The following is a 25,895-nucleotide window of genomic DNA, read 5'->3' on the forward strand; positions in this document are numbered from 1 at the left end:
TTTGATAAAATACATTTTAAAATAAAACACAAGCAATCAAATTTTAAGGAAAAATTATGGTTCAAATTACAGGGCTTGGTATGCAATATGCCACAAAAAAACTTTTTGAAAATGTGAATTTAAAATTAGATAAGGGCAAACGCTATGGACTCATTGGTGCAAATGGAGCAGGGAAATCCACTTTTTTAAAAATCTTAAGCGGAGAAATAGAACACACAAGCGGAGAGATTGCATTTGACCCAAATGCGCGCTTAGGAGTGCTTGGACAAAATCAATTTGCTTTTGAAGAGTTTAGCATTAAAGATTGTGTGCTTTATGGTAACAAACGCCTTTATAGCGCGATTAAAGAAAAAGAAAGGCTTTATGATGCGGGGGATTTTAGCGATGAAGTTAATGCGCGCCTAGGCGAGTTAGAGATGATTTGCGCAGAAGAGGACCCAACTTATGAATATGATGTGCAAATTGAAAAGATTTTAGAGGATTTAGGATTCCAATCTAGTATCCACGATAATCTTATGCAAACACTAACAAGTGGGGATAAATTCAAAGTTTTACTCGCACAAGTGCTATTCCCAAAACCTGATATTTTATTTTTAGATGAACCTACAAATAACCTTGATTTAAAGACAATTAGTTATCTTGAAGAGCAGTTAAAGCGACATGAAGGCACGCTTGTTGTTATTAGCCACGATAGGCATTTTTTAAACAGCGTTTGCACACATATTTTGGATTTAGATTTTAAAAATGTGCGTGAATTTAGCGGTAATTATGACGATTGGTATATTGCTTCTACTTTAATTGCAAAACAGCAAGAAATGGAACACAATAAAAAGCTCAAAGAAAAAGAGGAGCTAGAAAACTTTATCCGACGCTTTTCTGCAAATGCAAGCAAGGCAAAGCAAGCCACTTCCCGACAAAAGCAACTTGACAAATTAGATATTCAGGGACTTAAAGTCTCAAGTCGTAGAGACCCTAGCATTGTTTTTAAAGCAAACCGCACTATTGGTAATGAAGCCCTAAGTCTTGAAAATCTTAGTTTTAGCTATGGGGATTTATGTGTGTTAAAGAATCTTAATCTAACGATTTTACCCGGAGATAAAATCGCACTCATTGGACGCAATGGAATCGGAAAAACAACATTTTGTGAGTTGATTTGCGAAAATATAAAACCATTAAGCGGAAGAATTAAATGGGGGGCGACAATTGAGCGTGGATACTTTCCGCAAGATACCACAGAACAAGTCAAAGGCGAGGAGACGCTCTATGAATGGCTACGCGGATTTGACAAAAAAAAGGAAGCAAATGAGATTAGAAATGCGCTTGGAAGAATGCTTTTTAGCGGAGAAGAACAAGAAAAAAGTGTTAATGCGCTAAGTGGTGGAGAAAAACACCGCATGATGTTAAGCAAACTAATGCTAGAGGGTGGAAATTTCCTTGTGCTTGATGAGCCTACAAACCACTTAGATTTAGAGGCAATCATTGCACTTGGCGAGGCACTTTATAAGTTTAATGGAAATGTGATTTGTGTAAGCCACGATAGAGAGTTGATTGACGCGTATGCAAACCGTATTATTGAATTAAAAGAAAATAATGAAATTATAGATTTTCGCGGGAGTTATGAGGAATATTTAGAAAGCAAGGGCGGATAATTCAGCAGAGAAAAGTAAAAGAATTTATTGATGAGAATCCAAGATTTAAAGATTTAAAGATATTTCGCGCCCACTCAATATGATAAAATAAGGCTTGTCATTCTGACCTCTCCCTTTGTTGTTCTAAGCCTTTAGGCGAAGAATCTAAAATCTAATAGAATCTACAAATTTTAAAGCCTCCAAAAAATGCCGAGTATGAACGCGAGCGCGAAGCGGGATTCACTCCCGCGAGATGATACAATTTGATGGAATAGAATCTAAAATAACCAAAAAGCGTGATAGAATCTTGCAATCTTAGCGACCAAAAAGGTAAAATATGCGTGCTAAGCGGAGCTTACAAGAGCTTTGCTTTTGTAAGTGATATGTTTTAAGGAATAGAGGAATCCTTTGTGCTTTTTTTAAGTCTGATGGAGTAAATTTTAAGTATTTAAGGAGATGATTATGAAAATTTGGAGATTTTTAACGCGCCCTGCAAATTTGCCAATTTTTAACACGAAATTTTTCTTTGTTGTGAGCTCAAGCGCATTTTTTTTCTATTGCTATTTTTGTAGTGATACGACTGGATTTTTAAATATAACCAAACAATTTTTGAAGGTTTTTGTTTTTAATTTTTCATTTTTTTATCTGCTTTGGTATGGAGTGGGAGTTTTTGGAGAAAAGGCGCTTCGTGTAACTAGCAATGCTTGTCTAATGCTTGCCTTGATTTTTGGCTGCGTAGAGATATTTACACTTTATAATTTTCGGACGCTTTTTTAATCAAGTTTTTGCGGGCGTGGTTTTGGGGACAAATTGGCACGAAAGCAAGGAATTTCTTTCAATGTATCTCAATACGGAAATATTTGCGTTTGTAAGTGTTTTTCTTGCCTTAGGTATAGTATGCGTGTTTATCAAACGCTCTATTATGTTGCCACGCGTGATTTGTGTTGTGTGCGCATTGTTTAGTGTTGGGATACTTTCGCTTATTGGTATGCGTGCTGATAAGAATCCATTACTTGTTGTTTGTGAGCGCGCACAGATTCCTAGAATCTTAAAAACTTGTTTTGATGGCGCGCTGTATCAAGTCCAGATTCTTAAAGAATATAAAAATCTCAATGAAAATATCCAATTGCTTGCAAATTTTAAAGTCTTAGAGGGGGGGCAATACAACACTTTATGCCTCTACGAATAAGGCAAAAACACCTCCCTTAGTGATTCTCATCATTGGGGAATCCACCCAGCGCAATTATCTCAATCTTTATGGTTATCCACTTCCCACCACACCAAAGCTTAATGCTCTAAGGGATTCTCAAAATCTTTTTGTGTTTAGCGATGTTATTTCACCTGCCACGCACACTGATGAATCTTTGCGCAAAGTGCTGACTTTTAGCAATTATGAAAATGAGCAAATTCCGTGGTATAAGCAAATGAATATTATTGATACGATGAAAATTGCTGGTTTTAAAACATTTTGGCTTAGCAATCAAGAGCCTATATCAATTTATGGAAATTCCCCGCAAGCAATCGCTAAACGCGCAGATTATCTTGCTTATACTTCTTGGGCAGATTCTTATACTGCTGGCGCGCTCAAAGATGAAAAGATTCTAGAGCTTTTAGAATCTATTCCAAATTCTCAAAACTCCAATCAATTTTTTGTTTTTCATCTTATGGGGACGCATGGAGGCTATAATGCGCGTTATCCAAATACATTTGAACGCTTTAATCACCAATCGTTAAAGCATGCAGGATTAGATTCTCTCGCGCCATTTTGGGGGCAAATGCCCGCAAGTTCGAGTCCTGCTGTAAATCTCACACCGCTTACAGAAACTCAGAGCACTTTGAAAGCGCAGTATTTAAACGCCGTGCTTTATAATGATTTTGTGGTGAGCGAGATTATCAAGCGTTTTGAGGACAAAGAGGCAATTGTTTTTTATCTAAGCGACCACGGCGATGAAGTGTATGATTTTAGGGATTTTGTAGGACATAGCTTTAGTATGGTTAGTCGCTATATGGTGGAAGTGCCTTTTATGATTTATGTAAGTGATAGCTTGAAAAAATCGCACCCACATTTAGTAGAGCGTATCACACAAGCACAGAATCTCCCTTTTATGAGCGATGATTTTTTGCATTCTTTTTTCGATTTGCTTGAAATCCAAGTGGCTGATTTGCAACCACAAAGAAGCATTTTTAATGAAAAGTTTGACAAATCCCGCACACGCATAATGTATGGCAAAGACTATGAAAGGGATTTGAAACAAGGCTTTGAAGTTCCAGATAAAATCTGGCTTCATAGAGTAGATGAGTTGCCAAAACTCAATGATTTTTTACACAAATATCGTAATTTTGAAATCGATGTGCATTTTTTAGAAAATGATTCTAATGTGGGGGGGGGTATTATGATGTTGGACACGATGGCAAAGAATATTCTATCAATCTCAATTTAGCACAAATGTTACAAGCCATCATCACACGCGATAAACACGATAAGCAGGATTCTATTATTGCAAAAGTTTGGCTTGATTTTAAGAATCTTTCAGATTCTAATGAAAAAGAGGCGTTAAAAGAGCTTAAAATGCTTTGTGATAGCTTAGGGTTTCCATATTTTCATATTATCGTAGAGAGTGGAAGTTTCAAAAACCTCGCGTCTTTTCGCAAAGCTGGCTTTAAGACAAGCTATTATGTGCCTTATTATAAGAGCTTGGATTCTAATGAGATAGAAACACATTTGCAAAATATCATCAAAAGCCAAAGCGTAGATTATATGAGCTTTGCTTATTATTTGTATGAGTTTATTAAGTCTTTGGAACTCAAAGTCTGTAAAGATGGGATTTGCGAGGATATGCCTCTGCTTACATGGAATGAAAGTGCGAATTATAAAATCAATATGCTAGAAAAAGCCTATCTTGACCCACAAGTGCGCGTAATCCTCGCGGGTGAAAAAGGCGCGTATCGCTGATTTTGTTCCATATTTGCTAGTGAGGGTGAAATCCTTGCGCCTACGCACGAGGCAAAGCCGAAATATCTTAGAATCTAGATTCTTCGTCTAAAGCCTCAGAATGACAAGAGGGGATTCGGAATGACAAGCCTTGTTTTTTTGTCATTACTTAAGTGCAAGCGAAGAATCTAAAAACGTCAAACAAGACGTTTAGAATCCCAGATTCTCAAAATCCCAAAAGTCTTCCCCTAAAACCTCTTCTTATTCACATCTTCTAATATCTCTTCTGCTATGCCATTTACTCTTTGAGTAATGGTATTTGTAGTGTTAGCTACTTCTACATTTTCTTGTGTGAGTGTTTCTAGTTGTGCTATGGCTTCATTGATTTGTCCTAAGCCTTCTGTTTGCTCTTTTATAGATTCACTCATTTCATTGACTGATTGCACCAAGACATTTACATTTGCCTCTATTTCTCCTAGTGATTTAGAAGTCCTCTCTGCTAGTTTTCTCACTTCATCAGCCACAACAGCAAAGCCTCTGCCGTGCTCTCCTGCTCTTGCTGCTTCAATAGCCGCATTTAAAGCGAGCAAGTTTGTTTGGTCTGCTATATCTTTGATAACACCTACAATGTTTTTAATATCTTCTGCTTGCTTGGTTGCATCGATTGTCTTATCACTTACATTTTGCATAGATGAACTTATTTCTTCTACTGCTGCAGCTGATTGCTCTAAACTGCTAGCTTGTGCTTGAGAACCATCTGCTAGTCTTTGCATAGAGGATTTAAGCTCATTGCTTTGAATGCTTAAATCTTTTGCAAAGTTTGAGCTAGCTACAAGCATTTTTTTAATCTCTTCACCCAAAGTGTTTGTAACCACTTCCACTCTTCCTTTAGCATCTTTTACTTCAGTGGTGAAATCTAGCCTTGTATAAGAGTCAAAAACTCTTGTTATTTCATTTGTATCGCTTCCTATCTTTTGCTCTAAGACATCAAGCATAGTGTTAAGCACATTTTTTAATTCTATCAATTGTGGATTAGCAGGATTTTTAATAATCCTTGCTTTGAGATTCCCACTTTCTATTTCTTTAGCAGTCTCTGCTGATTGTGCTATGGCTTCTTCGTCTTGAAGGAGGGATTTTTGAGTGCGGGAGATGTTGTCATTGATGATTTTTCCCATTGCTCCTAATTCATCTTGGGCTCTAATCCTGATAGTATGCACCTCTTTAGATTCATAATTAAGATAGCGGAAGAAGGAATGGAGGGTGTGGAGAATAATACCGAGGCGATTTGTTAGTGCGCTTTTTACAAAGAACAATATCGCAGCTATGATGACTAAAATAACAATAAAGCTCGTAAGCGCGATAATGGTTTGCACGCTTGCAAGTGGAGCATACACAGCCTTTTTTGGTGCAGTTACTATCATAACCCAAGTACCGCCAAGCTCTTGTGTGCCAATTTCAAAAGTTTTAAGATACGCAAGCGTTTCATCACTGCTTCCATAATTTACATAATCATATAAGCCTTCACCCTTGTTTGCCGCAACCCCTAGTATTTTTTGCGTACTTGGGTCGGGATTGAGGTTTGCAAGATTCTGACCTATGATATCAGATTTCGGGTGGATTGCTATAGTGCCATCTTGAGTGAGCACAGAGCGGACATTGTTCTCATAAATATCAAATCGTGGGTTAAGCAAAAAATCTGACATAACTTTCAAATCCAGAATATTCCCCAGCACCGCAATCATATTACCTTGAGAATCAAAAAGCGGTGCGGTGACATTTACACCCACAAAGCTTGTGCCGTTAATAGTCATTTGCAATGGCTTACCAATGCGTGCCCTTTTAGAATCTAGTGTGTATTTAAGCGCTGGAAAATCTGCGATAACATCATCTGCTTGCACGAGCACGGATTCTGATGCGGTTTCTGAGTGATATGAAATAATTGTTCTGCCGCTTTTTGTTTTGTATAGCGGATTGTTTGTTTTAAGCGGTTGGGTGAAATATACATACGCGAAATTGCTCCACTTTGAGTTATTAAGCACATCTTGCAAAATGCGTCCGATTTCTTTATCCATATCAGGGTCATTAAAATCTACATTGTGTTCTATAATATCGTGTGTAGTGAGAAGTGAAGAAACCATACCATCAAGATTTGCCTGTGTGTAGTTAGCGTAACGCAAGGTATTCGCTTCTAGAATCTTTGTAATATCGATGTTGATTTCATCTCTTACCTGTTTGCTAATAATAATTGAAAGCGTGAGAATCCCCGCTAATAAAAGCAACGAAACAATGCTTACAATCTTTGTTCCTATTTTTAAGTTTGAAAAAAACTTCATCTCGCACCCCACTCCATTGATCAAGATACCTACAAAAAATATTCGGAATTTTTTAATTAAATTTTTCTTAAAGTTTTATTAAATAAACAAAACTTTAAATTTTAAGTATTTGCTTATTACAAATTTACCCAAAAAAGCACCTGTGCTTAAGCCCATATTTCAATAAAATTCTCTAAGGAATGTAATTTGCTTAAATTTTAATCATAAAAATTTCTAAGGGCAGATTCTAAAAACTTTTTCAAGGCGTAAGGATTGCGATAATGAAAAAAACTCTCTTTTTATTTGGTGCGTGTTTGTGTCTCGCGTGGGGGCAAAAGGTTTCTGAACTCGCGCAAATTGTTGGAATCCGCGAAAACTCGCTCATTGGCTATGGCTTGGTGATTGGGCTAAATGGCAGTGGAGATAAAAACGGCTCAAAATTTACCGCACAAAGTATGGCAAATATGCTTGAAACTATGAATGTTAAGCTCTCTGCAAATGATATAAAATCAAAAAATGTCGCCGCAGTGATGGTAACGGCAAATATGCCTGCTTTCGCAAGGCAGGGCGATAAAATCGATATACAAGTCTCCTCCATTGGCGATGCGAAGTCTATTGCCGGTGGCACGCTCGTGCTTACACCTTTGAGCGCAGTAGATGGGAATATCTACGCCCTCGCACAAGGTGTGCTCACGCAAGGTAATACTCAAAACTTCCTTTCTGCTACGCTTATTGGCGGGGCGACTATTGAGCGCGAAATCGCTTATAATATTTCACAATCAGAATCTGCAACATTAAGCCTTAAAAAATCCGACTTGCAAAATGCGGTGAAAATCCAACAGGCACTCAATGAAACCTTTAATGCCAATGTCGCTTCCGCACAAGATTCCCGCACGATTAGGCTCAATAAGCCAGAGGTTATGAGTATGGTAGAGTTTCTAGCACTTGTGGAGGAAGTAGAGGTGGATTATCTCCAAAAGCAGCGCGTGGTGATTGATGAAAAAAGCGGGACGATTGTCGCCGGACTTGGCATTACAATCGAGCCTATTGTCCTAACGCACGGGGATTTGACGCTTAAAATTTCACAAGATTTTGAGGAAGATCCTAATGCGCTAAGTCTAGGCGATGATGTGAGTATCTCACAAACGCAAAATACACTTTCCACGAATGGCAAAAAGCCCACACTTGCCAATGTCGTGCGGGCATTGCAAAAAATGGGTGCAAGTCCTAAAAATATCGTTTCAATCCTAGAGACAATGAAACATAGCGGGGCGATAACAGCCGAAATCGAGGTGATATGATGGACTTAACAACAAATGCGCTTAATGCGTATCAAAATGTGCAAAGCATAGCGACATTACAGAAACTAAAATCCGCGCAAAACGCGCAAAATAGCGCAAAGGATATAAAAACTTCATTGCAGAAGATTCAAGCAAATGAAGATAAGGCATTAAGAGAGCAGACAGATAATTTTGAGGCGCTATTTTTGCAGATTATGCTTAAAGACGCGATAAAAAATGAGAATCCACTCTACCCAAAGCAGCCCGGTAGCGATATTTACCACTCTATGTATGTAGAAGATCTCGCGCAAAATTTAAGTGGTTCGTTTGGATATTCTGAACTTTTATACAATTATCTTAAAGAGCAACAACGCTAATGGAAAATGAGAGCCTTATCAACCAAAAGCTTATTGAAAGTTTGGATTCTCAAGATAAGCAAAAGGTGCTAGATTCTCTAACAGAGCTCATAGAGGCAAGCTATAAAATTGAGCTAGAATTGCACGCACTTAAGGAATTTCATTATAATTTTTTGGAGATTTTACCCCAAGCTGTGTGGGTGCTAGAATCTAACAACACAATTTCTTTTCAAAACAACCAAGCCTATAATTTAGACGAGGTGCTACATATCATCAGAAATAGCTTGATTGTCTCCAATATAAAAGCTGGGCAGTTTTATGAAAGCGAGCTTGAATGTAAGGGCAGTGCGTATCTTTTGCGGATTAATTCTTTGAGTAATAAAATCATCATCACCGCCACAGATATTACCAATCAAAAGCGTCAAGAGCGCCTTGCATCTATGGGGCAAGTCTCCGCGCACCTAGCGCATGAAATCCGCAATCCTGTGGGTTCAATCGCCCTTCTTACCACCACTTTATTAAAAAACAAAGATATTCAAACGCAAAATACCGCCATTGAGATTAAAAAATCCCTGTGGCGCATTGAGCGACTTATCAATGCTACGTTACTTTTTTCTAAAGGCATTGGTAGTAAAAATCAAAGGGCGTGCAAACTGCGGGATTTTAAAGAGGAATTGCAAACCTGCATTAGCTACTACACTTACAGCGCGCAGATTGAATTTGTGTTTAGCAAAGCGTTTGAAAGCGATGAAGAGGTGTTTGTGGATTTTGACTTATTTAGTATTGTGTTGCAGAATTTTATTTTCAATGCAATTGATGCGATAGAAGAGCTTGATGAAAGCGAACATAGCGGGTGTGTAGAGATTGACTTTGCACGTGAAAATGGAAAAAATATTTTTTATATCAGCGACACGGGCAAGGCGATTGAAGATAAGCGCATACTTTTTGAAGCTTTTAAAAGCACCAAACTTAAGGGCAATGGCTTAGGGCTGGCGCTAAGTCAGCAAATTGTCCGCGCACACAATGGAAATATAACGCTCAAAGAGGGTGAGGGTAAAAAGACTTTTATTATAGAAATTGCAAATGAGCCGTGAAACTTGAAAAAACTTGATATCTTAATTGATTTTAGGTCTAAAACTCATACTGCGCGAATGCTTTAAGGTAGCTTGAGTTAATATCCTCTTGTGCAAAGCGTTGCATTTGGCGCATATATACCGCCACCGCGCCAATGCTTATGTGGGAATCTAGCGCATACCCAAAGCCCACACTTATTTGCCGCTGCGAGCCACCATGCACCCTAGCTTTTTGCCCGTTAGATTCTCTAGCGTGAAAATTAAGCGCGAGCCTCCCAAATTTTAGCGCACTAAAAGCATAAAAAGAGCGCGTTTGTCCATAAAACATATTTGTCGCGTTGCTTCCATTGTGCCATCCACCGGGCGCGATGACATTAAAGAGAAAAGGCGTGGCATCATCAGCTTCAAAAACAAAGCGATTGCCAAGAAAGGCATTTGTGAAGTCCTTTTTCCCACTTTGCGTAAATCCTAGTCCGATGAGAAAACGCTTTTTGTAATGCAAGCTTAAGCGCGCAAAGGTAAAGAAAGTATCGCCAATATCCTTTTGCCCGTGCGTATAGACATTGCCTTGAGGCATTAAAAGTGTGGGGTTAAAGCTTTTTGAATACGCAAAATGCGTAAGAAACTGCAAGCTCCACTTTGGCGCGGAATTTTTGGAATCTAAGGCGCGCGCATTATCCGAAGATTCTGTGGATTCTCTTACCGCTGAATCTAGCGGGATTTGTAAATGCACTTTTGCGCCCATAGTATTAAAAATGCCCTCAAAATAATAATCATAGATTCCTAAGAAATTTTCCTCGCTACCAAAATCTGCATTAAATGCAAACATTTCCTTCGAATTGTATTCTTTCTTAAACTCTTCAAACGCGGATTGTTCCTCTCTGTTGATATGCGCTTGCTCGTTTGCATAAGTTACACCTGCCCTAAACGCATTGAAGCCAAAAAGCGACTTTGTGAAATGCGCCTGCACGCCTTGTATATGCTCGCCTAGCCAATCAAGATGAGATTCAAATCTTCCTGCTTGTAGGCTAAAAGTGGCATTTTCATTTCCCACTTGATAAAGCGCGAATGCCTTGTCATTGACATAATGCGTGCGTGAGTAGTCATTGACATTGCCCTTTGGGTTATCAAGTGTGGGTATCGCTCCAAAAACACCAAGCCAAAGGCTTAAGCGCTCATTTATGTGATGATGAAGCATAAGGGAGAGATTTATCGTGCCATAGGAATCTTTATTGTCCCCAAGCGCGGAGCTTTTAGCAAATGTGCCTATATAACCACTTAGCAAGGGTAAATCGCTAGGATTTTGCATAGCTGTGAGTTGCGCGCAGGCAAAGCCTACAAATCCCACTATGCTAAAAAATTTTTTTCTCATTTTTATATTCTTTGGTTTGTATTTCATTTTTGGGAAGCATTATAACACGCCTTATCTTTTATAAAGTTTTGCTACAATTGTCCTTTAATCAAAAAAGGAGATCTTATGCGAGATTTTAAAGTGTTTGTTGATAATTTTCAAAAATCCCCAAATTATAAAGAACCGCTAGGCTTTGGTATCGCGCGCGTGGAGATTGGCAAGAAATCAAAGGCTGTGCTGTGTGCGACTTATCCAACAATGAATTGGGTGGGTGAGAATTTGGGAACTTATGCCGTGCTAAGTGAGTGTGCCAAAAGTGCGGAGTGTATTTCTCAAAGTGAAAATGAAGCAGTGTATGGAATCAATCGAGAGTTTGTTAATAAGGCGTTGGAATTGTATGCGCCTTTCTTGAGTGAGGCATTGAGCGATACGCAAACACATAAAAATATACAAGTGATTTTGGAGCTTAAAAAGCAAGACAATAAAGGCAAGCTCAAAACCAAAGGCGGGCGCACGCGCTATCGCTTTTGCGTGATTTATAAGGATACAAAATGCGAAAGTGTGGAATCTGCATACCTCAAGCTTTTGGCTCTGTCTTTAGGCAAAGCACCTTTAAGAAGTTTGCAGCTTGATGGTATCTTTGGCTTATTGCAAAATGTCGCGTGGAGTGGAAATAAACCCTACGAACTAGAATGGCTACGCGAAAATGAAGTGCGCTTGAAAATGGAGGGCACATTCCCTAGCATTGATTTTGTGGATAAATTCCCACGTTATCTCATGCAGGTAATCCCGCAGTTTGACAATATCCGCTTGCTAGATACTGCCAAAACGCGCTTTGGTGCGTATCTAGGCAGTGGTGGCTATACGCAAATGCCCGGTGCTAGCTATGTGAATTTTAACGCAGGAGCGATGGGCGCATGTATGAATGAAGGGCGCATAAGCTCAAGTGTGATTGTAGGCGAAGGAAGCGATATAGGCGGAGGTGCTAGCATTTTAGGTGTGCTAAGTGGTGGGAATGCTGATCCTATCAGTATTGGCAAGAACTGCCTGCTAGGTGTGAATAGCTCAACAGGCATAAGCCTAGGCGATGGGTGTATCGTAGATGGTGGCATCGCGGTGCTTGCTGGCACGGTGTTTGAAATCTCAAAAGCAGAAGCAGAAAAGCTAGCAGAGATAAATCCGGGTTTTGTCATCAATCCTGGTGGTTTGTATAAAGGCAGGGAACTTTCAGGCAAAAATGGCGTGCATTTTAGGCAAGATTCTAAAAGTGGCAATATGATAGCTTTCCGCTCAAATCGCAAAATTGAGCTAAACGCTGCGCTACATTAAACATTGAATCTTATTGATGTTTGATTTGGAGTTTGTTTTTACTCACGCGTATTTGTTTAAAGACGCGCTTATTTTGACTTTGCAGATTTCGGCAGTTGGGATTATACTTTCTTTCATCATCGGCTTTGTTTGTGCGCTTTTACTTTCTTTTAGGAAAATATTTTTCTTAAGCGCCTGTGCGAGTGTTTATACAGAAATCGCGCGCAACACACCTTTAGTCTTGCAGATATTTTTCCTTTACTTTGGGTTAAATCGCATAGGGTTAGAGTTAAGCGCATTTTGGTGTGCGAGTTTAGGACTTATGTTTTTAGGCGGTGGCTATATGTGTGAATCTTTTCGCGCAGGATTGCAAAGTGTGGGAAAATCACAAATAGAATCCGCCCTAAGTTTGGGATTTAAAAAATCCCAAATTATGCGTTTTGTACTTGTGCCTCAAGCTTTAGGTGTGAGTATGCCAAGCATTGCTGCAAATGTGATTTTTCTCATCAAAGAAACTTCAGTGGTGAGCGTCATTGCGCTAGCTGATGTGCTGTATGTGGGCAAGGATATTATTAGCATTTATAGTAAAACTTACGAGGCACTTTTTATGCTTCTTTGCGCGTATTTGGTCGTGCTGTTTCCACTTTCGATATTTTTTAGCTTTTGTGAAAAGCGCTTTAGGATTTAGATGATGGATACAGATTCTCTGCTTGCTACCTTACAAGCTCTTTTTGGTGGTGTGAATGCGTGGCGCTTGTGTGAGGGGCTTTTTATGAGCTTTTTTATTTCTTTTGTGAGTATCTTTTTTTCTATTATTTTTGGGAGTATTTGCGGGCTGTGTATGCTTTCGCGTTTTTTTGTATTGAGAGTGCTTGCAAAGCTATATTTAGAGTTTGTGCGTATTGTGCCAATCTTAGCACTTTTGTATGTGTTTTATTTTGGTTTGCCACAATTGCTTGATATGAATTTGAGTAATATTTTTGTCGGTATTGTGGTTTTTAGTATTTGGGGGAGTGCGGAGATTGGGGATTTGGTGCGTGGGGCGTTTAGCTCGATTGATAAGCATCAAAGAGAATCTGCGCTTAGTCTTGGACTAAGTCCGCTAAAAGTGCAATTTTTTATCATCTTACCACAAGCTACAAAGCGCCTTTTGCCAACGAGTATCAATCTTTTCACACGGATTATTAAAACAACTTCGCTTTTGCTTTTTATCGGCGTGGCAGATGTGCTGCTTGTGGCAAGGCAGATTATTGAGGCAAATCAAAGGTTTGATCTTGCGCCTTTTATTATGTATGGGTTGTTGCTGGTGCTGTATTTTGTGCTGTGCTACCCGCTTAGCTTTTTATCAAAAAAATTAGAATCTAAATGGAGCTGATATGCTAAGAATCTGCAACCTAATCAAAGAATACAATGCCCATCGCGTGCTAGATTCCATAAGTTTTGAAGTGCAAAAGGGCGAAGTGGTGGTGTTGCTAGGACCTAGTGGCTGTGGAAAAAGCACGCTTTTGCGCTGTATCAATGGCTTAGAATCCACACAAGGTGGGGAAATCTACCTAGAAAATACACTTATAAACACACCAAAAAGCAATTGGGGAAAAATCCGACAAGAAATTGGTATGGTGTTTCAAAATTATGAGCTTTTTTCGCATTTAAGTGTGGAGGAAAATATCTTGCTCGCCCCGCTAAAGGTGCAAAAACGCGCTAAAGATGAGGTGAGGGAGCAAGCACATACGCTTTTAAAGCGCGTAGGATTAGAATCTAAGCTTAAAGCTATGCCAAAATCCCTAAGCGGTGGGCAAAAACAACGCGTGGCGATTGTGCGCGCGCTTTGTATGAATCCAAAAATTATGCTTTTTGATGAAATCACTGCTTCGCTTGATCCTGAAATGGTACGCGAGGTGCTTGATGTAGTGCTAGAGCTTGCAGATGAAGGTATGACGATGCTACTTGTGACGCACGAAATGGGCTTTGCAAAGGCGGTGAGCGATAAAGTGGTGTTTTTGGATTCTGGCAAAATTATCGAACTTGCAAGGAGTGTGGAGTTTTTTAATAATCCCCAAACTAAGCGCGCGCAAAATTTCTTACAGACTTTTGATTTTAAACGCAAATCTATTTCATCAAGCGTATCACCCGCGCGGGAATAAATCCCCGTTTTGTTTCCGGCTCCACACGCATACACGATCTTTTTTTTTTTTTGATTAATAAAGCTCCAAGATTCTGTAACGCTGTTTGGTTTTTTTGACGGGGATAGAAACTTAAGATTTTTAATTTCTTAGTAAAGTTTCCAAGACTTTTATTAATTAAAAAAATGCCGAGTATGTGTGCGTAACGAAGTAGAGTGGAGCGGGATTACTCCCGCGAGGTGATATAAAACAGGATAGATTTAATCTCTGCTACCAAAGATTCCAAAAAGTTGCAAAAGGCTTACAAAGATATTGTAAAAATCCAAATAAAGCGCGATAGCCGCATCTACCGGACTGCTATAAAGCCCACGAATAATATTTTGCGTATCATAGGCTACATACACACTAAAAAGTATTGCCACTGCACCAGCGATGAGTGTTTGAAACATTGGATTACCCAAAAAGATATTCACAATCGAACATACAAGTACCACGATAAGCGAAATAAAGAGCATTTTACCCATATTTGCGAGATCTTTTTTAGTTTTTACACCAAAGATACTCATCACACCAAAAATAATTGTCGTCATACCAAAAGCTGAAACCACCGCACCAGCACCATTTTTCGCAATTACGATTCCCAAAAGTGGCGTAATCGCAAGCCCTGTAAGGAATGTAAAGATAAAAAGCATCGCGATATTAAGCCCGGGCTTACTACGTGAAAACATAAGCCCAAAAAGTGCTGCAAACTCTGCAATAAAAATAAGCATACGATATTGCATTACTGCTTCAAAATACATAAATCCTACAAGCGCACCAATTGTAGCAATCAGCAAACTTGCACCAAAAAATTTATAAGTAGTTTTTACAAAATTTACCAACGCGCTTTCTTGTGCTTGAGCCATAGAAGCGACATTTGCATTTGTGTAATCTCTATCATAAAGTGCCATATTTTCTCCTTTTTCCAAAAAATAAGCGCGTATTATCGCAAGTTTTGGTAAATAGCTTTGAATATGCTATTTGAGCGCATTTAAGATAAAAATAAGGTTTCGCAACAAAAGCTCTTTTATATCTTGTCGCGAGAGCTTATTATCATTTTGCAAGCCAAAGTAGCGATCCGCAGAGATTCTAAGCTCACCATTTGAAGTTTGCGTGATTTGTTTTTGCTTTGAATGCAAGTCAAGCACGATAAGCGATTTTAGGCTAATTTCATCTTGACTTTTTAGCACATTAATATCTTGACTTTCCTCATCAGCTTTCAGTTCATAGCTTACAGCAAGGCTGAAAGTTTCCGCACTAGCATTTTGGGTAAAGCTAAAGCAATTTGATTGTTTAAAGACAGAATTTAAGAGTTCTACAAAACTTTCTTTGCTAAATAAACGCTCACTTTCTTTTTTTGCGCTTACTTGAGTCGTGCTAATACGTCCTTCTGGGAGTAACACTTCATATTTTGGCGTATCACAAGTTGGGATTACAGGACCCTTAGCCTCTAGCTCAACATCTTGACATCCACTAAAAAACAACAACACCCCAAAAGTCGCACCTAGCGTAAATGTAACCAATCTCATTTCTCACTCCTTACTTAAAAAATAGTTTCTATTGTATCTCTAAAAAGCTTAAGATTCTAAAGGAATGTTCCAAATAAAAAAAAGCAATCAAAAGCCCTCTTTTATCTCATCTAGCACTTTTTGTGCGTGTCCTTTGGCTTTGACATTGTAATATGCTTTAGCGATTTTGCCCTCTGTATCGATAATAAAGCTTGAGCGTATGATTCCCATTACTTTTTTTCCATACATAAGTTTTTCACCATACGCACCATAGCTTGTAGCGATTTGTTTGTCAGGATCGCTTAAAAGTGTGATTTTAAGGTTTTGTTTTGCGATGAAGTTTTGATGACTTTTTTGACTATCAGGACTTACACCAAGTATCACATAGTTGAGATTCTCAAACTCCTCTAAAAGCGCGCTAAAGTCCTGCGCTTCAGTCGTACAACCGGGCGTATTATCCTTTGGATAAAAATACAGCACAACATTTTTTCCTGCAAAATCACTCAAATTCACTTCAAGCCCAAAGCTATCTTGCGCGCAAAAAGCAGGCGCAAGGTTTCCAGATTCCAGCTTTGCCATAAATCCTCCTTTTTAAAATTTATTTATACAGAATCTGCACTTTTTACAAAATATAGCGCGCTAAATCGACATTTTCTACAAGCTCGCCGAGCTTTTCTCGCACCATTTGTGCAGTGACTACCACTTCCTTGCCTATGTAGTCTTCACACTCAAAGCTAATATCCTCCAACACGCGCTCTATTGTCGTGTGCAACCTACGCGCGCCAATATCTTCTGTCTTTTCATTTGCGTGAAATGACAGCCTCGCAAGCTCTCTAATTGCCTCATCTTCGAACTCTAGCGTAATATATTCAGTTTGCAAAAGCAATTGGTATTGACGGATAATGGAGCTTTTTACCTGCGTGAGAATCTTATAAAGGCTCTCTTGTGTGAGATTTTCTAGCTCCACGCGCAAGGGAAAGCGCCCTTGCAATTCTGGTATCAAATCGCTTGGCTTGCTAAAGTGAAACGCGCCTGCTGCGATAAAAAGAATATAATCCGTGCGGATTTGCCCATATTTTGTGCTTACCACGCTTCCCTCCACGATAGGAAGCAAATCGCGTTGCACGCCCTCTTTACTTGGATCTTGACGCGAGCTATCTTTGCTACTTACGGCGATTTTATCAATCTCATCGATGAAAATCACACCTTTTTGCTCGGCACGCTTTAAGCCCTCTTGCTTGATTGCTTCATAATCCAAACATTCCCTGAGCGCCTCTTGTGTAAGCGCTTCCTTTGCTTCTTTGACACTCATTTCACGCTTTTGTTTTTCTTGCTGGGGAGAAAGCACTTTGATGATAGATTCTTGCACTTTAAGCACATCTGGTGGCAAGCCCTCATCAAAAGTAGGCAGATTCTTGCTCACTTCGATATTTATCATTAGAGAATCCATCTCGCCATTTCGCACGCGCTCTTTCATTTTTTCAAAGCTTTGTGCGTATTCTTGCTTTTTTTGCTCATTCACGCTACTTGGAAGCGGGGGAAGAATTTTTTGCGTGATTTTATCAAGAATATATTCTTTGATATTTTGCTCCTCTTTTTGTTTGTATTCTTTTTCAACAAGATTCACACTTGCAAGCACCAAATCACGCACCATAGATTCCACATCGCGCCCCACAAAGCCAACTTCTGTGTATTTGCTCGCTTCAACCTTGACAAAAGGCAGTCCCATAATTTTTGCCATTCTGCGTGCAATTTCAGTTTTCCCAACGCCTGTGGCACCTATCATAAGGATATTTTTTGGCGTGATTTCCTCTTGCACTGCTTTTTCTAGGTTCATTCTGCGGTAGCGATTACGCAAGGCAATAGCCACCGCCTTTTTGGCATCAGCCTGCCCGATAATATAGTCATCTAAATACGCCACAATTTGGCGCGGGGTCATATTTTCTTTCATTATTCAAGCTCCAAAATTTTGATATTTGTGTTTGTGTAAATGCAAAGCTCACCAGCAATTTGCAAGGATTGCCTCACAAGCTCTTTTGGTGGGATTTGCAAATTTTTAGAATCTGTATTTGTTTGTATCACGCCACTTTGCATTCTATCAAGCGCACGAGCAGCGCAAAGCGCATAGTTCCCACCACTTCCAATAGCTGCGATTTTCCTATCTTCTGGCTCGAGCACATCGCCACTTCCGCTCAAAATAAAAAGATGTTCTTTATCAAGCACAATCATCATCGCTTCCAATTTGCGCAAATACTTATCATTCCTCCACTGCTTTGCAAACTCCAGCACAGAACGCATTAGCTCGCCTTTTTTGCCTTCCAAAATGCGCTCAAAATTATCAAACAAGCTAAACGCATCAGTCGTGCTTCCAGCAAAACCGCTTAGGATTTTATCGTGATAGAGTGTGCGCACCTTTGTCGCATTGCCTTTCATCACGCAGTTTCCAAAGCTCACCTGCCCATCGCCCCCAATCACTGCACATTTTTTTCCTTCAAACTCGCCTCTATAAGCCAAAATTGTTGTCGCTTTAAACATAATTTTCTCCTAAAATCTTAAATCCCAAATTTTAGATTCTATCAGAATCCTATTCAATACGCTGTTAATAAGTTTTTATTTTCTTGTAGTGGAATTATTTTTGTTTGAAAAAAGCTATCTTAACACAAAGGCATTTTATGCACTATCCCTTAGAGCCTTTTAGCGCGTTTGAAGAAAATCTGCTTTTGTGGATGGGGCGCTTTGTGCGGTGGAAAATTAACACGCTTTCAAATCATCAAGTGCGCGACAAAGAAGCCATCTTGCAATGTTTGCAGATTCTTAATCAATTGCCACAAAGCATTCAGCATCTCCTGCAAATATGCAAAAATGCGCGTAAAGCCGGGCTTATAGGGATCAATATTTTTATCACACCGCTTGGGAAATTGTATGAGTATCTTTGCGCACTTAGGCTAATGTCCTTGCGCGAGATTAATGAAGAGATTATTATTGATTTTCTAAGCGTGCATACTTCGACACTTAGCGATGCGAGTAAAAAAAATTACAGAATCGTGCTTATTGGATTCTTTGGTTTTATTGACAAGCGCAATGAGGATAATGGCACCTCGCATGTGTTTGGAATCGAGCTTGCGATTAAGCATTTGCTCGCGCAAAATAATGGGCAAAAACTCCCTGCATATTTAGAAGAGCGCGAGTTAGAGCGGTTTTTGGAAGCCATAGATTCTACGCCATTGCCATTTTCTCACGCTACACGCGATAAGCTCATTATAAAAATCATTGTTTATACCGGCGTGCGTGTCAATGAGATTCTCAACCTTCGCACAAAAGATTTAATCCCGCAAGAGGATTTGTGGATGTTTGCAGTGCGTGGGAAGGGCAATAAAATGCGTATGGTGATGGTAAAAAAAGAAAAGATTGAGAATCTTATGAACGCGTGGATGGAGCAGCGCAGTCAAATTGCGCTCAATACAGCGATTGAAGATAGTCTCATTTTTTGTAACAAAAAAGGTGGCAAGCTTACGCAAGCGCGCGTGTATCAGGTGCTAGGCGCTATTTTAGCCCAAGCCGGAATAAAAAAGGAAAAAATGGGCGCGCATATGCTTCGTCATACCTTTGCTACGATGCTTTATACAAAAAAGCACGATTTGGTGCTGGTGCAAGAAGCGCTCGGACACGCTAATCTCAACACAAGCAGAATCTACACGCATTTTGATAAGCAAAGGCTCATCGAAGCTGCAAGCGTGATGGACGATTTTGAAAAGTGAAAGTAAAGATTTATGCAAAAAATCTCTTCTTTTCCTTGTGTGATTCTCTGTGGTGGGAAATCTAGCAGAATGGGCTGCGACAAGGCACTTTTGCCTTTTGATGCAAATTTTGCAGAGCAAGATTCTAAGCAGAGCATAGAATGCGAGGCAAGACAAGATTTTAGGCAAAATTCTCTCACGCAATTTGTTTATAATAACCTAAGCGAGTGGTTTGAGCGCGTTTTTCTTTGTGTGAAAAGCAAAGATTCTAAGCTTTTGGAATATAATTTGCCAACGATTATAGAATCGCGCGTGTTACAAGAAAATGCTCTAGATTGCACGTTAAATATTCAAAATCTCGCATTTAAAGAGAGGTTTTCTCCGCTTTATGGAATCTTTTGTGCGCTAGAATTTGCACAAAAGCATTTAGACGCGCAGTATGTGGCGTTTGTAAGTGTGGATACGCCTTTTATCAATCCAATGCATTTTGAGAATCTTGCCACGCTTTCACAGCAAAAAAACTACAAGGTTGCTTACATCACACAGATTTTAGAAAATGGCGACAAAAAAGAGCATTTTTTGCTTTCCCTTTGGCATATGAGTATGAAAGACACGCTTTTAAATGCGCTAAAAAATAAAGATTTTAAAATCGGTGTGTTGATAAAAAACACAATGCATACAAGTTTAGAGATTAAAGATAATGCATTAAGTTTTAATCTCAACACAAAAGAAACCTATCACAACGCATTAAAATTTCTGCAATCCTATGCAACGCGCCACAAGAAACATTAAAAAATAAAATGTTTGCAAATTGCTACAAATGCAGGTTTTTTTGCTAGAATCTGGGGCTTATTTTTTAAGCCAAAAGGTAGCAAGATGATACGGCATTTTTTGACTTTGCAGGATTTTTCAAATGAGGAGATTCTGCAAATCCTAGACTTGGCATTAGAGATTAAAGCCCAACATAAATCTAACACCCAAACACCATATATGCGTAATAAAACATTAGGAATGATTTTTGAAAAATCCTCTACGCGCACAAGAGTGAGCTTTGAGGCGGGGATTTATCAGCTTGGCGGGACGGGGATTTTTCTTTCAAACAAAGACATTCAGCTTGGGCGTGGTGAGCCGATGAAGGACACTGCGCGCGTGATAAGCTCAATGCTTGATATGGTGATGATTCGCACAGGCGAACATTCTAGAATCTTAGAATTTGCGAAATATTCACGCGTGCCTGTGATCAATGGCTTGACTGATGATTTCCACCCTGTGCAGCTTTTGGCAGATTATATGACGATGATAGAATGTGGAATCTATGTCCAAGCAGATTCTAAATTTTGCAGATTCTATCCAAAAAGCGTGGCAAAGCCCGTTGTTGCTTACATTGGTGATGGGAATAATATGGCGCATTCTTGGCTAAACCTAAGCGCGATTCTTGGTTTTGAGCTAAGAATTGCTTCCCCAAAAGGCTATGAGCCAAAAGATGAGGTTGTGAAATTTGCGCGCGAGATGGCAAAAACAAGTGGCGCAAAAATCCTTATTGGGCAGGATATTGATGTTGCAATTTCTGGAGCAAATGTCGTAACCACGGACACTTGGGCGTCAATGGGACAAGAAAATGAGAAAAAAGAGCGCGAAAAGGCGTTTAAAGAATATTGTGTGGATAGTGCTAAAATGGCGCTTGCGCAAAAAGAGGCGATTTTCTTGCATTGCTTGCCAGCATATCGCGGGCAGGAGGTGAGCGAAGAGGTACTAGAGGGCGCGCAAAGTCGCGTTTTTGAAGAAGCACAAAACCGCTTGCACGCACAAAAAGGTGTTATGGTATGGCTAGCAAGAGAAAATGAAGAGAAGCAACAAATTATAAAGAAATAAGCAATTTTTTTACAAAATATTTCTCAAAACATTTTTGAGTTTAAGGAGGGCAAAATGAAAATAGCAAAAAAAACTGCTACGCTTTTTGATGAAAATATCCATCAACAATACAGCTTTGGTGTGTTAAATAAAATTGATTCCAAAAATGCCCTTATTGCGTTGCAAAAAGGTGAGTTAAAGAATGAAAATATTTGGCTTTTGAGAGATAATGAGGACAATGAATTTGCACTTATCCCAAGTCAGGTGCTAAATACGCTCAATCAGCGCATGAGGGATTTACAAGAGGAGCGCTTTTTTATACGATTAGAGCGTGAAATCGCCCAGCAAATGCCAATTGATATGGACGATGTGGTGGTGATTGCATCAGAATATATTGAAAGTTTTCGCAAAAAAGATGGTTCTTTGCCTTTACTCAATGCTCGCGCAATCGCTCGCGATTTAAAGAAACAATATCCAAATCTTTTTTTTAACCTTCAAGATTTGCTTGATAAGAGATAAGATATGATTGATTTTCAAAAATATGTGCGTTATTCAAAGCCCGGACCTCGCTACACAAGCTATCCTACTGCGGTAGAATTTAGTAATGCTTTTGAATCTAGCGCATACAAGGAAGCGCTAAAACGCGCGGATTTAACCAAAATCCCACTTTCACTCTATACGCATTTGCCATTTTGTCGTTCGGCGTGTTATTTTTGCGGGTGCAATGTAATTTACACAAGCAAAGAAGAAAAGAAGCCCCGCTATATTGAATATCTCAAAAAAGAACTCGCACTTTTAAAGCAAAGCTTTGATACTACGCGTGAAGTCGTGCAGTTTCATTTTGGTGGAGGAACACCTACATTTTTTAATGCTAAAGAATTAGAATCTGTTATAAAAGCCCTGTGCGAGTGCTTTCCAAACTTTGCAAAAGATTGTGAAATCAGCTGCGAGATTGACCCAAGATATTTTGATATTGAGCAAATGCGCGTTTTAAAAGCGTATGGCTTTAGTCGCTTAAGCTTTGGTGTGCAGGATTTTGAGGAATGCGTGCAGGACGCAATCCATCGCAAACAAAGCTTTAAAATTGTTAAAAATGCTATTGAGCTTGCGCGCAGTTTTGGGATTAAATCTATTAATTTTGATTTAATTTATGGCTTGCCATTTCAGAGCTTGCAGAGCTTTGAGCGCACGCTAGATTCTGTGTTAGAGCTAAGTCCGGAGCGTTTGGCGGTGTTTAATTACGCACATGTACCTTGGCTTAAAAAAACAATGCGAAAAATTGATGAAACCACGCTCCCGCGCCCACAAGAGAAGTTGCAGATTCTGCAAAATAGCATAGAAAAACTTACAAAAAATGGCTATGAAATGATTGGTATGGATCATTTTGCAAAAAAAGATGATGAGCTTTATCTAGCAAAGGCGCGCAAACAGCTCCGCCGAAACTTTCAAGGCTACACGACAAAGGGTTTTTCACAAACTATTGGTGTGGGTGTGACGAGCATTAGTGAGGGGATTGATTATTATGCGCAGAATTTTAAGGATTTGAGCTTGTATGAAAACGCGCTTGATAATGGGATTTTACCCACAGAACGGGGCATTAGGCTAAGTAAAGAGGATATTTTACGCAAGAGCGTGATAATGGAGCTTATGAATAATTTAAGCCTGAATTTTGCCTCCATTGAAAGCGCGTTTGGGATTGATTTTAAAACGCATTTTGCCAAAGAGTTGAGCGAACTAAAGCCTTTTGAAAAAGCGAATTTGCTCAAAGTGAATAGTGAAGGGATTTTTACCACGCCAACAGGGGGTATGCTTATCCGCAATATTGCGATGCTTTTTGATGCGTATTTGTATAAAAATGTCGGTAAAGATACTTTCAGCAAGACGATTTAAGGTGTGTGCGTGCAGTTACTTGATTTAAAAAACCTTGCAAACTCGTGTGTGAAATGTGGTAAATGTATCCCAAGTTGCACGATTTATCAAGTCAATCGCGATGAAACGACTTCACCAAGGGGATTTTTAGATCTCTTAGGCGCGTATAAAGATGGCAAATTACCCTTAGATTCTAATGCAAAAAAAATCTTTGAATCTTGCTTTCTCTGCACCACTTGCGTAAGCGTGTGTCCTGCGAGCTTGCCAACTGATTTAGCCATAGAATCTGTGCGCGTAGAAATTGCCAAAAAATATGGAATCAGCTGGTATAAACGTGCATATTTTTTTCTTTTGCGCCATAGAAAATGGGCGGATTTTGTCTTTAATTTTCTAGCATTTATTGCGCCTTGCACGTTTAAAAGCGAGAGCTACAAAGGAGAGAAAACAAAATTGCGCGCAAGAAGCTTTGTTTTTGGCTTAAGAGGGCGCAGTATTTTTCCTTTTGTCAAAAAGTCCTTTTTGCAACGTCACGGAGGAGAAAAAGACAGGTTAGATTTTCAAGCACAAAAGCGCGTGGCGATTTTTATCGGTTGTATTAGCAATTACAATTACCCAAATGTGGGGGAAAGTTTGTTAAAGATTCTTAATAAACTCGGTATCTCTTATTTTGTGCCAAAGTCGCAGGAGTGTTGCGGTGCGCCGGCGTTTTTCACAGGTGATATACAAACCGTGCTTTTTTTAGTCAAAAAAAATATAGAGTATTTTGAGAGTTTTTGGAATGAAATTGATGCGATGCTTATTCCTGAAGCTACTTGTGCGGCGATGTTGAAGATCGATTGGAAGCACGCACTTGAGCTAAGTGGAGAAAGTGAATGGGTGGAGCGCTTAGAGAAACTTTTGCCAAAAATCCATATGGCAAGTGCGTGGCTACAAAAACAAACTGATTTATCCAAGCATTTGCAAGAATCAAAGCAGCAAGAAAGTCTCACTTACCACGATCCTTGTCACGCGCGCAAAGTGCTTGGAATCTACAAAGAGCCACGCGCACTTTTAAGCAAAAATTTTAATCTTATAGAAATGCAGGATTCTGCGCGTTGCTGTGGCTTTGGTGGCGTTAGTATGCAGAGTTCAAACTACGCGCTCACGCTGAAAGCTGGCATACCAAAAGCAAAGGACATAGAAAATTCAAAGGCGCATATCGTAAGCGCGGAATGTGGCGCGTGCAGAATGCAGATTACAAACACATTAGATTCTATTCATTCAAAAGTGCGCTTTATCCACCCGCTGGAGCTTTTGGCTGAGAATCTTAAAAGTTAGTCTATAATTTAACTAACACATTTATCACGCGTTTTTACGATTGAAAACATTGCAAGCATTTTGTGCTAATTTCTATCCTGAGTTTTGTTGCTGTTTCAAAAGCCATTAAAGATGCAGAAGATAAAGAATAAATTTCTTAAGTTTAATACAACTGCATACTGGCGCAATGCAAGCTTCCGTGCCATTTTATAAGAGCGGAGCAATCTATCCCTATCACTTCCAAATGTGGCAATTCTGCGCGTAGAGCTTCAAGCGCGCGTTTGTCATTTTTCTTGTCATTGTAAGTTGGCACAAGGAGCGCGCCATTGATAAATAAAAAATTCACATAGCTTGCCGGCAAGCGCTCTTTTTTGTGAAATTGCGCTTTTGGTAAAGGCAGTGCCACAAGTTTAAATGGTGCGTCATTCTCATCACGTAGGGCTTTTAGCTCATTTTCCATTTTTGCCAAACTCTCAAAATGTATATCCTTGCTATCCTCACATTTTACATAGGCAATGGTTTTTGGCGCGATAAAGCGCGCGAGATTGTCAATGTGACTATCCGTATCATCGCCTGCTAAAAATCCTTGCTCTAGCCAAAAAATCTTTGTAAGCCCAAATGTTTCACACAGGATTTTTTCAATCTCTATTTTGCTTAGATGTGCGTTGCGATTTGGCTCTAGGAGGCAGTTTGTGGTGGTTAGAAGTAGGTTTTGACCATTGCTATCAATGCTTCCACCTTCTAGCACAAGGTTTTGCTTGCTAAGGTTTTCTAAGATTCCAAGTTCGTGAAGTCGCGTGTTTATTTGGTTATCAAAATTCGCGCTAAATTTCAGTCCCCAACCATTGAAAGTAAAATTAAGATTTTTATTAAGCCCATTTTCTGTTATGCTAATAGGACCAAAATCGCGCGCCCAAGTATCATTAAGAGGGATTCTAAAAACTTGCAAATTACCGGATTTAAGCTGTTTTTTGCAATGTTGTCGGATAAATTTCAGCCCGCTTTTATCACGAGGATCGATACAAAGATACACGCGCTCACGCGCGCAAATGAGCTTAATAATGTGCTCAAAGCACACACGTGCTTCCTTTAACATACTTTTCCAATCGCTGTGTTTATGTGGGAGGGCGAGTAAAATCGCGCGCTGTTTTTCCCACTCCGCATAAAGGCGCGGGGATTGCGTAGGGTTTTTGCTAGAAGCAAAGGCTTTCACTTTTAAGCTCCTTATTAAC

At 39.4% G+C, this 25,895-nt stretch carries 25 protein-coding genes; 17 read left to right on the top strand and 8 right to left on the bottom strand.

Features of this window, described 5'->3' with window-relative positions; all coding sequences use genetic code 11:
* Positions 1 to 56 precede the first annotated feature (56 nt).
* The 4 genes from A3217_RS00925 to A3217_RS08910 all read left to right on the top strand — a co-directional run bounded on the left by A3217_RS00925 (position 57) and on the right by A3217_RS08910 (position 4,581).
* Positions 57 to 1,649, top strand: a complete 1,593-nt coding sequence (locus tag A3217_RS00925) for an ABC-F family ATP-binding cassette domain-containing protein (protein WP_066386865.1) — start codon at positions 57 to 59, stop codon at positions 1,647 to 1,649.
* Positions 1,650 to 2,466: 817 nt separating this feature from the next.
* Positions 2,467 to 2,817, top strand: a complete 351-nt coding sequence (locus A3217_RS00935; protein ID WP_066386870.1) for a hypothetical protein — start codon at positions 2,467 to 2,469, stop codon at positions 2,815 to 2,817.
* A 19-nt stretch (positions 2,818 to 2,836) separates the two neighbouring features.
* Entirely contained in the window at positions 2,837 to 4,069 is a 1,233-nt protein-coding gene (locus A3217_RS00940; RefSeq protein WP_066386872.1) for a phosphoethanolamine transferase, read from the top strand.
* Positions 4,070 to 4,074: 5 nt separating this feature from the next.
* Positions 4,075 to 4,581 carry a hypothetical protein gene (locus A3217_RS08910; RefSeq protein ID WP_156471813.1) on the top strand — a complete coding sequence of 169 codons (507 nt, stop codon included), beginning with the start codon at positions 4,075 to 4,077 and terminating at the stop codon, positions 4,579 to 4,581.
* Between the two features lie 227 nt (positions 4,582 to 4,808).
* Here A3217_RS08910 and A3217_RS00950 read toward each other — a convergent pair whose 3' ends face one another.
* Positions 4,809 to 6,893 carry a methyl-accepting chemotaxis protein gene (locus A3217_RS00950; protein WP_066386874.1) on the bottom strand — a complete coding sequence of 695 codons (2,085 nt, stop codon included), beginning with the start codon at positions 6,891 to 6,893 and terminating at the stop codon, positions 4,809 to 4,811.
* A gap of 260 nt (positions 6,894 to 7,153) precedes the next feature.
* On the opposite strand from A3217_RS00950, the gene A3217_RS00955 reads away from it, so the two are divergent.
* From A3217_RS00955 to A3217_RS00965, 3 genes are read left to right on the top strand one after another with little or no spacing between them, the layout of a single operon-like run.
* Positions 7,154 to 8,173, top strand: coding sequence for a flagellar basal body P-ring protein FlgI (locus A3217_RS00955; protein WP_066386882.1), 1,020 nt, complete (start codon positions 7,154 to 7,156; stop codon positions 8,171 to 8,173).
* Complete coding sequence (locus A3217_RS00960) at positions 8,173 to 8,529, top strand: rod-binding protein (RefSeq protein WP_082807830.1); 357 nt, start codon at positions 8,173 to 8,175, stop codon at positions 8,527 to 8,529. The genes A3217_RS00955 and A3217_RS00960 overlap by 1 nt, the downstream gene beginning before the upstream one ends.
* The gene (locus A3217_RS00965) at positions 8,529 to 9,602 is read left to right on the top strand and encodes a sensor histidine kinase (protein ID WP_066386884.1); all 1,074 of its coding nucleotides are present in this window, start codon (positions 8,529 to 8,531) and stop codon (positions 9,600 to 9,602) included. Before A3217_RS00960 ends, A3217_RS00965 begins: the two co-directional genes overlap by 1 nt.
* Before the next feature lie 37 nt (positions 9,603 to 9,639).
* Here the strand turns inward: A3217_RS00965 and A3217_RS00970 are convergent, their stop codons facing one another.
* Positions 9,640 to 10,953, bottom strand: a complete 1,314-nt coding sequence (locus A3217_RS00970; protein WP_156471814.1) for a hypothetical protein — start codon at positions 10,951 to 10,953, stop codon at positions 9,640 to 9,642.
* Between the two features lie 105 nt (positions 10,954 to 11,058).
* Here A3217_RS00970 and A3217_RS00975 point away from each other — a divergent pair, with 105 nt between their 5' ends.
* The 4 genes from A3217_RS00975 to A3217_RS00990 are packed head-to-tail and all read left to right on the top strand — an operon-like array spanning position 11,059 to position 14,384.
* Positions 11,059 to 12,261 (top strand): 2,3,4,5-tetrahydropyridine-2,6-carboxylate N-succinyltransferase, encoded by a 1,203-nt coding sequence (locus tag A3217_RS00975; RefSeq protein WP_066386888.1) that lies wholly within the window; start codon positions 11,059 to 11,061, stop codon positions 12,259 to 12,261.
* 16 nt (positions 12,262 to 12,277) lie between these two features.
* Complete coding sequence (locus tag A3217_RS00980) at positions 12,278 to 12,928, top strand: amino acid ABC transporter permease (protein WP_066386890.1); 651 nt, start codon at positions 12,278 to 12,280, stop codon at positions 12,926 to 12,928.
* Positions 12,929 to 12,931: 3 nt separating this feature from the next.
* Positions 12,932 to 13,615, top strand: coding sequence for an amino acid ABC transporter permease (locus A3217_RS00985; RefSeq protein ID WP_066389649.1), 684 nt, complete (start codon positions 12,932 to 12,934; stop codon positions 13,613 to 13,615).
* Between the two features lies 1 nt (position 13,616).
* Positions 13,617 to 14,384 carry an amino acid ABC transporter ATP-binding protein gene (locus A3217_RS00990; RefSeq protein ID WP_066386892.1) on the top strand — a complete coding sequence of 256 codons (768 nt, stop codon included), beginning with the start codon at positions 13,617 to 13,619 and terminating at the stop codon, positions 14,382 to 14,384.
* A 239-nt stretch (positions 14,385 to 14,623) separates the two neighbouring features.
* On the opposite strand, the gene A3217_RS00995 is transcribed toward A3217_RS00990, so the two are convergent.
* The 5 genes from A3217_RS00995 to hslV form a co-directional block, all read right to left on the bottom strand.
* Positions 14,624 to 15,313 carry a Bax inhibitor-1/YccA family protein gene (locus tag A3217_RS00995; RefSeq protein ID WP_066386895.1) on the bottom strand — a complete coding sequence of 230 codons (690 nt, stop codon included), beginning with the start codon at positions 15,311 to 15,313 and terminating at the stop codon, positions 14,624 to 14,626.
* A 66-nt stretch (positions 15,314 to 15,379) separates the two neighbouring features.
* Positions 15,380 to 15,931 (bottom strand): hypothetical protein, encoded by a 552-nt coding sequence (locus A3217_RS01000; RefSeq protein ID WP_066386896.1) that lies wholly within the window; start codon positions 15,929 to 15,931, stop codon positions 15,380 to 15,382.
* A gap of 87 nt (positions 15,932 to 16,018) precedes the next feature.
* Positions 16,019 to 16,489 carry a thioredoxin-dependent thiol peroxidase gene (bcp, locus tag A3217_RS01005; protein ID WP_066386898.1) on the bottom strand — a complete coding sequence of 157 codons (471 nt, stop codon included), beginning with the start codon at positions 16,487 to 16,489 and terminating at the stop codon, positions 16,019 to 16,021.
* 43 nt (positions 16,490 to 16,532) lie between these two features.
* Positions 16,533 to 17,849: an HslU--HslV peptidase ATPase subunit gene (gene hslU / locus A3217_RS01010; RefSeq protein ID WP_417935355.1), complete on the bottom strand. Its 1,317-nt coding sequence runs from the start codon at positions 17,847 to 17,849 to the stop codon at positions 16,533 to 16,535.
* A gap of 11 nt (positions 17,850 to 17,860) precedes the next feature.
* On the bottom strand, positions 17,861 to 18,445 hold the full coding sequence (gene hslV / locus A3217_RS01015) for an ATP-dependent protease subunit HslV (RefSeq protein WP_066386902.1): 585 nt from the start codon (positions 18,443 to 18,445) through the stop codon (positions 17,861 to 17,863).
* Between the two features lie 137 nt (positions 18,446 to 18,582).
* On the opposite strand from hslV, the gene A3217_RS01020 reads away from it, so the two are divergent.
* From A3217_RS01020 to A3217_RS01045, 6 genes are all read left to right on the top strand, one after another.
* Positions 18,583 to 19,668, top strand: a complete 1,086-nt coding sequence (locus A3217_RS01020) for a tyrosine-type recombinase/integrase (protein WP_066386904.1) — start codon at positions 18,583 to 18,585, stop codon at positions 19,666 to 19,668.
* A 12-nt stretch (positions 19,669 to 19,680) separates the two neighbouring features.
* The gene (locus A3217_RS01025) at positions 19,681 to 20,439 is read left to right on the top strand and encodes an NTP transferase domain-containing protein (RefSeq protein ID WP_066386907.1); all 759 of its coding nucleotides are present in this window, start codon (positions 19,681 to 19,683) and stop codon (positions 20,437 to 20,439) included.
* 87 nt (positions 20,440 to 20,526) lie between these two features.
* On the top strand, positions 20,527 to 21,519 hold the full coding sequence (gene argF / locus A3217_RS01030; RefSeq protein ID WP_066389650.1) for an ornithine carbamoyltransferase: 993 nt from the start codon (positions 20,527 to 20,529) through the stop codon (positions 21,517 to 21,519).
* A 54-nt stretch (positions 21,520 to 21,573) separates the two neighbouring features.
* Complete coding sequence (locus A3217_RS01035) at positions 21,574 to 22,017, top strand: DUF2603 domain-containing protein (RefSeq protein ID WP_066386916.1); 444 nt, start codon at positions 21,574 to 21,576, stop codon at positions 22,015 to 22,017.
* Positions 22,018 to 22,020: 3 nt separating this feature from the next.
* Positions 22,021 to 23,388 (top strand): oxygen-independent coproporphyrinogen III oxidase, encoded by a 1,368-nt coding sequence (gene hemN, locus A3217_RS01040; RefSeq protein ID WP_066386917.1) that lies wholly within the window; start codon positions 22,021 to 22,023, stop codon positions 23,386 to 23,388.
* Positions 23,389 to 23,397: 9 nt separating this feature from the next.
* Positions 23,398 to 24,684 carry a (Fe-S)-binding protein gene (locus tag A3217_RS01045; RefSeq protein WP_066386919.1) on the top strand — a complete coding sequence of 429 codons (1,287 nt, stop codon included), beginning with the start codon at positions 23,398 to 23,400 and terminating at the stop codon, positions 24,682 to 24,684.
* Between the two features lie 142 nt (positions 24,685 to 24,826).
* On the opposite strand, the gene A3217_RS01050 is transcribed toward A3217_RS01045, so the two are convergent.
* A complete protein-coding gene (locus tag A3217_RS01050; protein WP_066386921.1) occupies positions 24,827 to 25,876 on the bottom strand; it encodes an agmatine deiminase family protein in 1,050 nt (349 codons plus the stop codon).
* Positions 25,877 to 25,895 lie beyond the last annotated feature (19 nt).

The sequence above is a fragment of the Helicobacter himalayensis genome, assembly GCF_001602095.1.
Lineage (GTDB): Bacteria > Campylobacterota > Campylobacteria > Campylobacterales > Helicobacteraceae > Helicobacter_F > Helicobacter_F himalayensis.

What these genes read in the sequence shown, in the direction of transcription:
- A3217_RS00925 (WP_066386865.1), top strand. Translation starts at nt 57, where the DNA reads ATGGTTCAAATTACAGGGCTTGGTATGCAATATGCCACAAAAAAACTT.
- A3217_RS00935 (WP_066386870.1), top strand. Translation starts at nt 2,467, where the DNA reads ATGTATCTCAATACGGAAATATTTGCGTTTGTAAGTGTTTTTCTTGCC.
- A3217_RS08910 (WP_156471813.1), top strand. Translation starts at nt 4,075, where the DNA reads ATGTTACAAGCCATCATCACACGCGATAAACACGATAAGCAGGATTCT.
- A3217_RS00950 (WP_066386874.1), bottom strand. Translation starts at nt 6,893, where the DNA reads ATGAAGTTTTTTTCAAACTTAAAAATAGGAACAAAGATTGTAAGCATT.
- A3217_RS00955 (WP_066386882.1), top strand. Translation starts at nt 7,154, where the DNA reads ATGAAAAAAACTCTCTTTTTATTTGGTGCGTGTTTGTGTCTCGCGTGG.
- A3217_RS00960 (WP_082807830.1), top strand. Translation starts at nt 8,173, where the DNA reads ATGGACTTAACAACAAATGCGCTTAATGCGTATCAAAATGTGCAAAGC.
- A3217_RS00965 (WP_066386884.1), top strand. Translation starts at nt 8,529, where the DNA reads ATGGAAAATGAGAGCCTTATCAACCAAAAGCTTATTGAAAGTTTGGAT.
- A3217_RS00970 (WP_156471814.1), bottom strand. Translation starts at nt 10,953, where the DNA reads ATGAGAAAAAAATTTTTTAGCATAGTGGGATTTGTAGGCTTTGCCTGC.
- A3217_RS00975 (WP_066386888.1), top strand. Translation starts at nt 11,059, where the DNA reads ATGCGAGATTTTAAAGTGTTTGTTGATAATTTTCAAAAATCCCCAAAT.
- A3217_RS00980 (WP_066386890.1), top strand. Translation starts at nt 12,278, where the DNA reads ATGTTTGATTTGGAGTTTGTTTTTACTCACGCGTATTTGTTTAAAGAC.
- A3217_RS00985 (WP_066389649.1), top strand. Translation starts at nt 12,932, where the DNA reads ATGGATACAGATTCTCTGCTTGCTACCTTACAAGCTCTTTTTGGTGGT.
- A3217_RS00990 (WP_066386892.1), top strand. Translation starts at nt 13,617, where the DNA reads ATGCTAAGAATCTGCAACCTAATCAAAGAATACAATGCCCATCGCGTG.
- A3217_RS00995 (WP_066386895.1), bottom strand. Translation starts at nt 15,313, where the DNA reads ATGGCACTTTATGATAGAGATTACACAAATGCAAATGTCGCTTCTATG.
- A3217_RS01000 (WP_066386896.1), bottom strand. Translation starts at nt 15,931, where the DNA reads ATGAGATTGGTTACATTTACGCTAGGTGCGACTTTTGGGGTGTTGTTG.
- bcp (WP_066386898.1), bottom strand. Translation starts at nt 16,489, where the DNA reads ATGGCAAAGCTGGAATCTGGAAACCTTGCGCCTGCTTTTTGCGCGCAA.
- hslU (WP_417935355.1), bottom strand. Translation starts at nt 17,849, where the DNA reads ATGACCCCGCGCCAAATTGTGGCGTATTTAGATGACTATATTATCGGG.
- hslV (WP_066386902.1), bottom strand. Translation starts at nt 18,445, where the DNA reads ATGTTTAAAGCGACAACAATTTTGGCTTATAGAGGCGAGTTTGAAGGA.
- A3217_RS01020 (WP_066386904.1), top strand. Translation starts at nt 18,583, where the DNA reads ATGCACTATCCCTTAGAGCCTTTTAGCGCGTTTGAAGAAAATCTGCTT.
- A3217_RS01025 (WP_066386907.1), top strand. Translation starts at nt 19,681, where the DNA reads ATGCAAAAAATCTCTTCTTTTCCTTGTGTGATTCTCTGTGGTGGGAAA.
- A3217_RS01035 (WP_066386916.1), top strand. Translation starts at nt 21,574, where the DNA reads ATGAAAATAGCAAAAAAAACTGCTACGCTTTTTGATGAAAATATCCAT.
- hemN (WP_066386917.1), top strand. Translation starts at nt 22,021, where the DNA reads ATGATTGATTTTCAAAAATATGTGCGTTATTCAAAGCCCGGACCTCGC.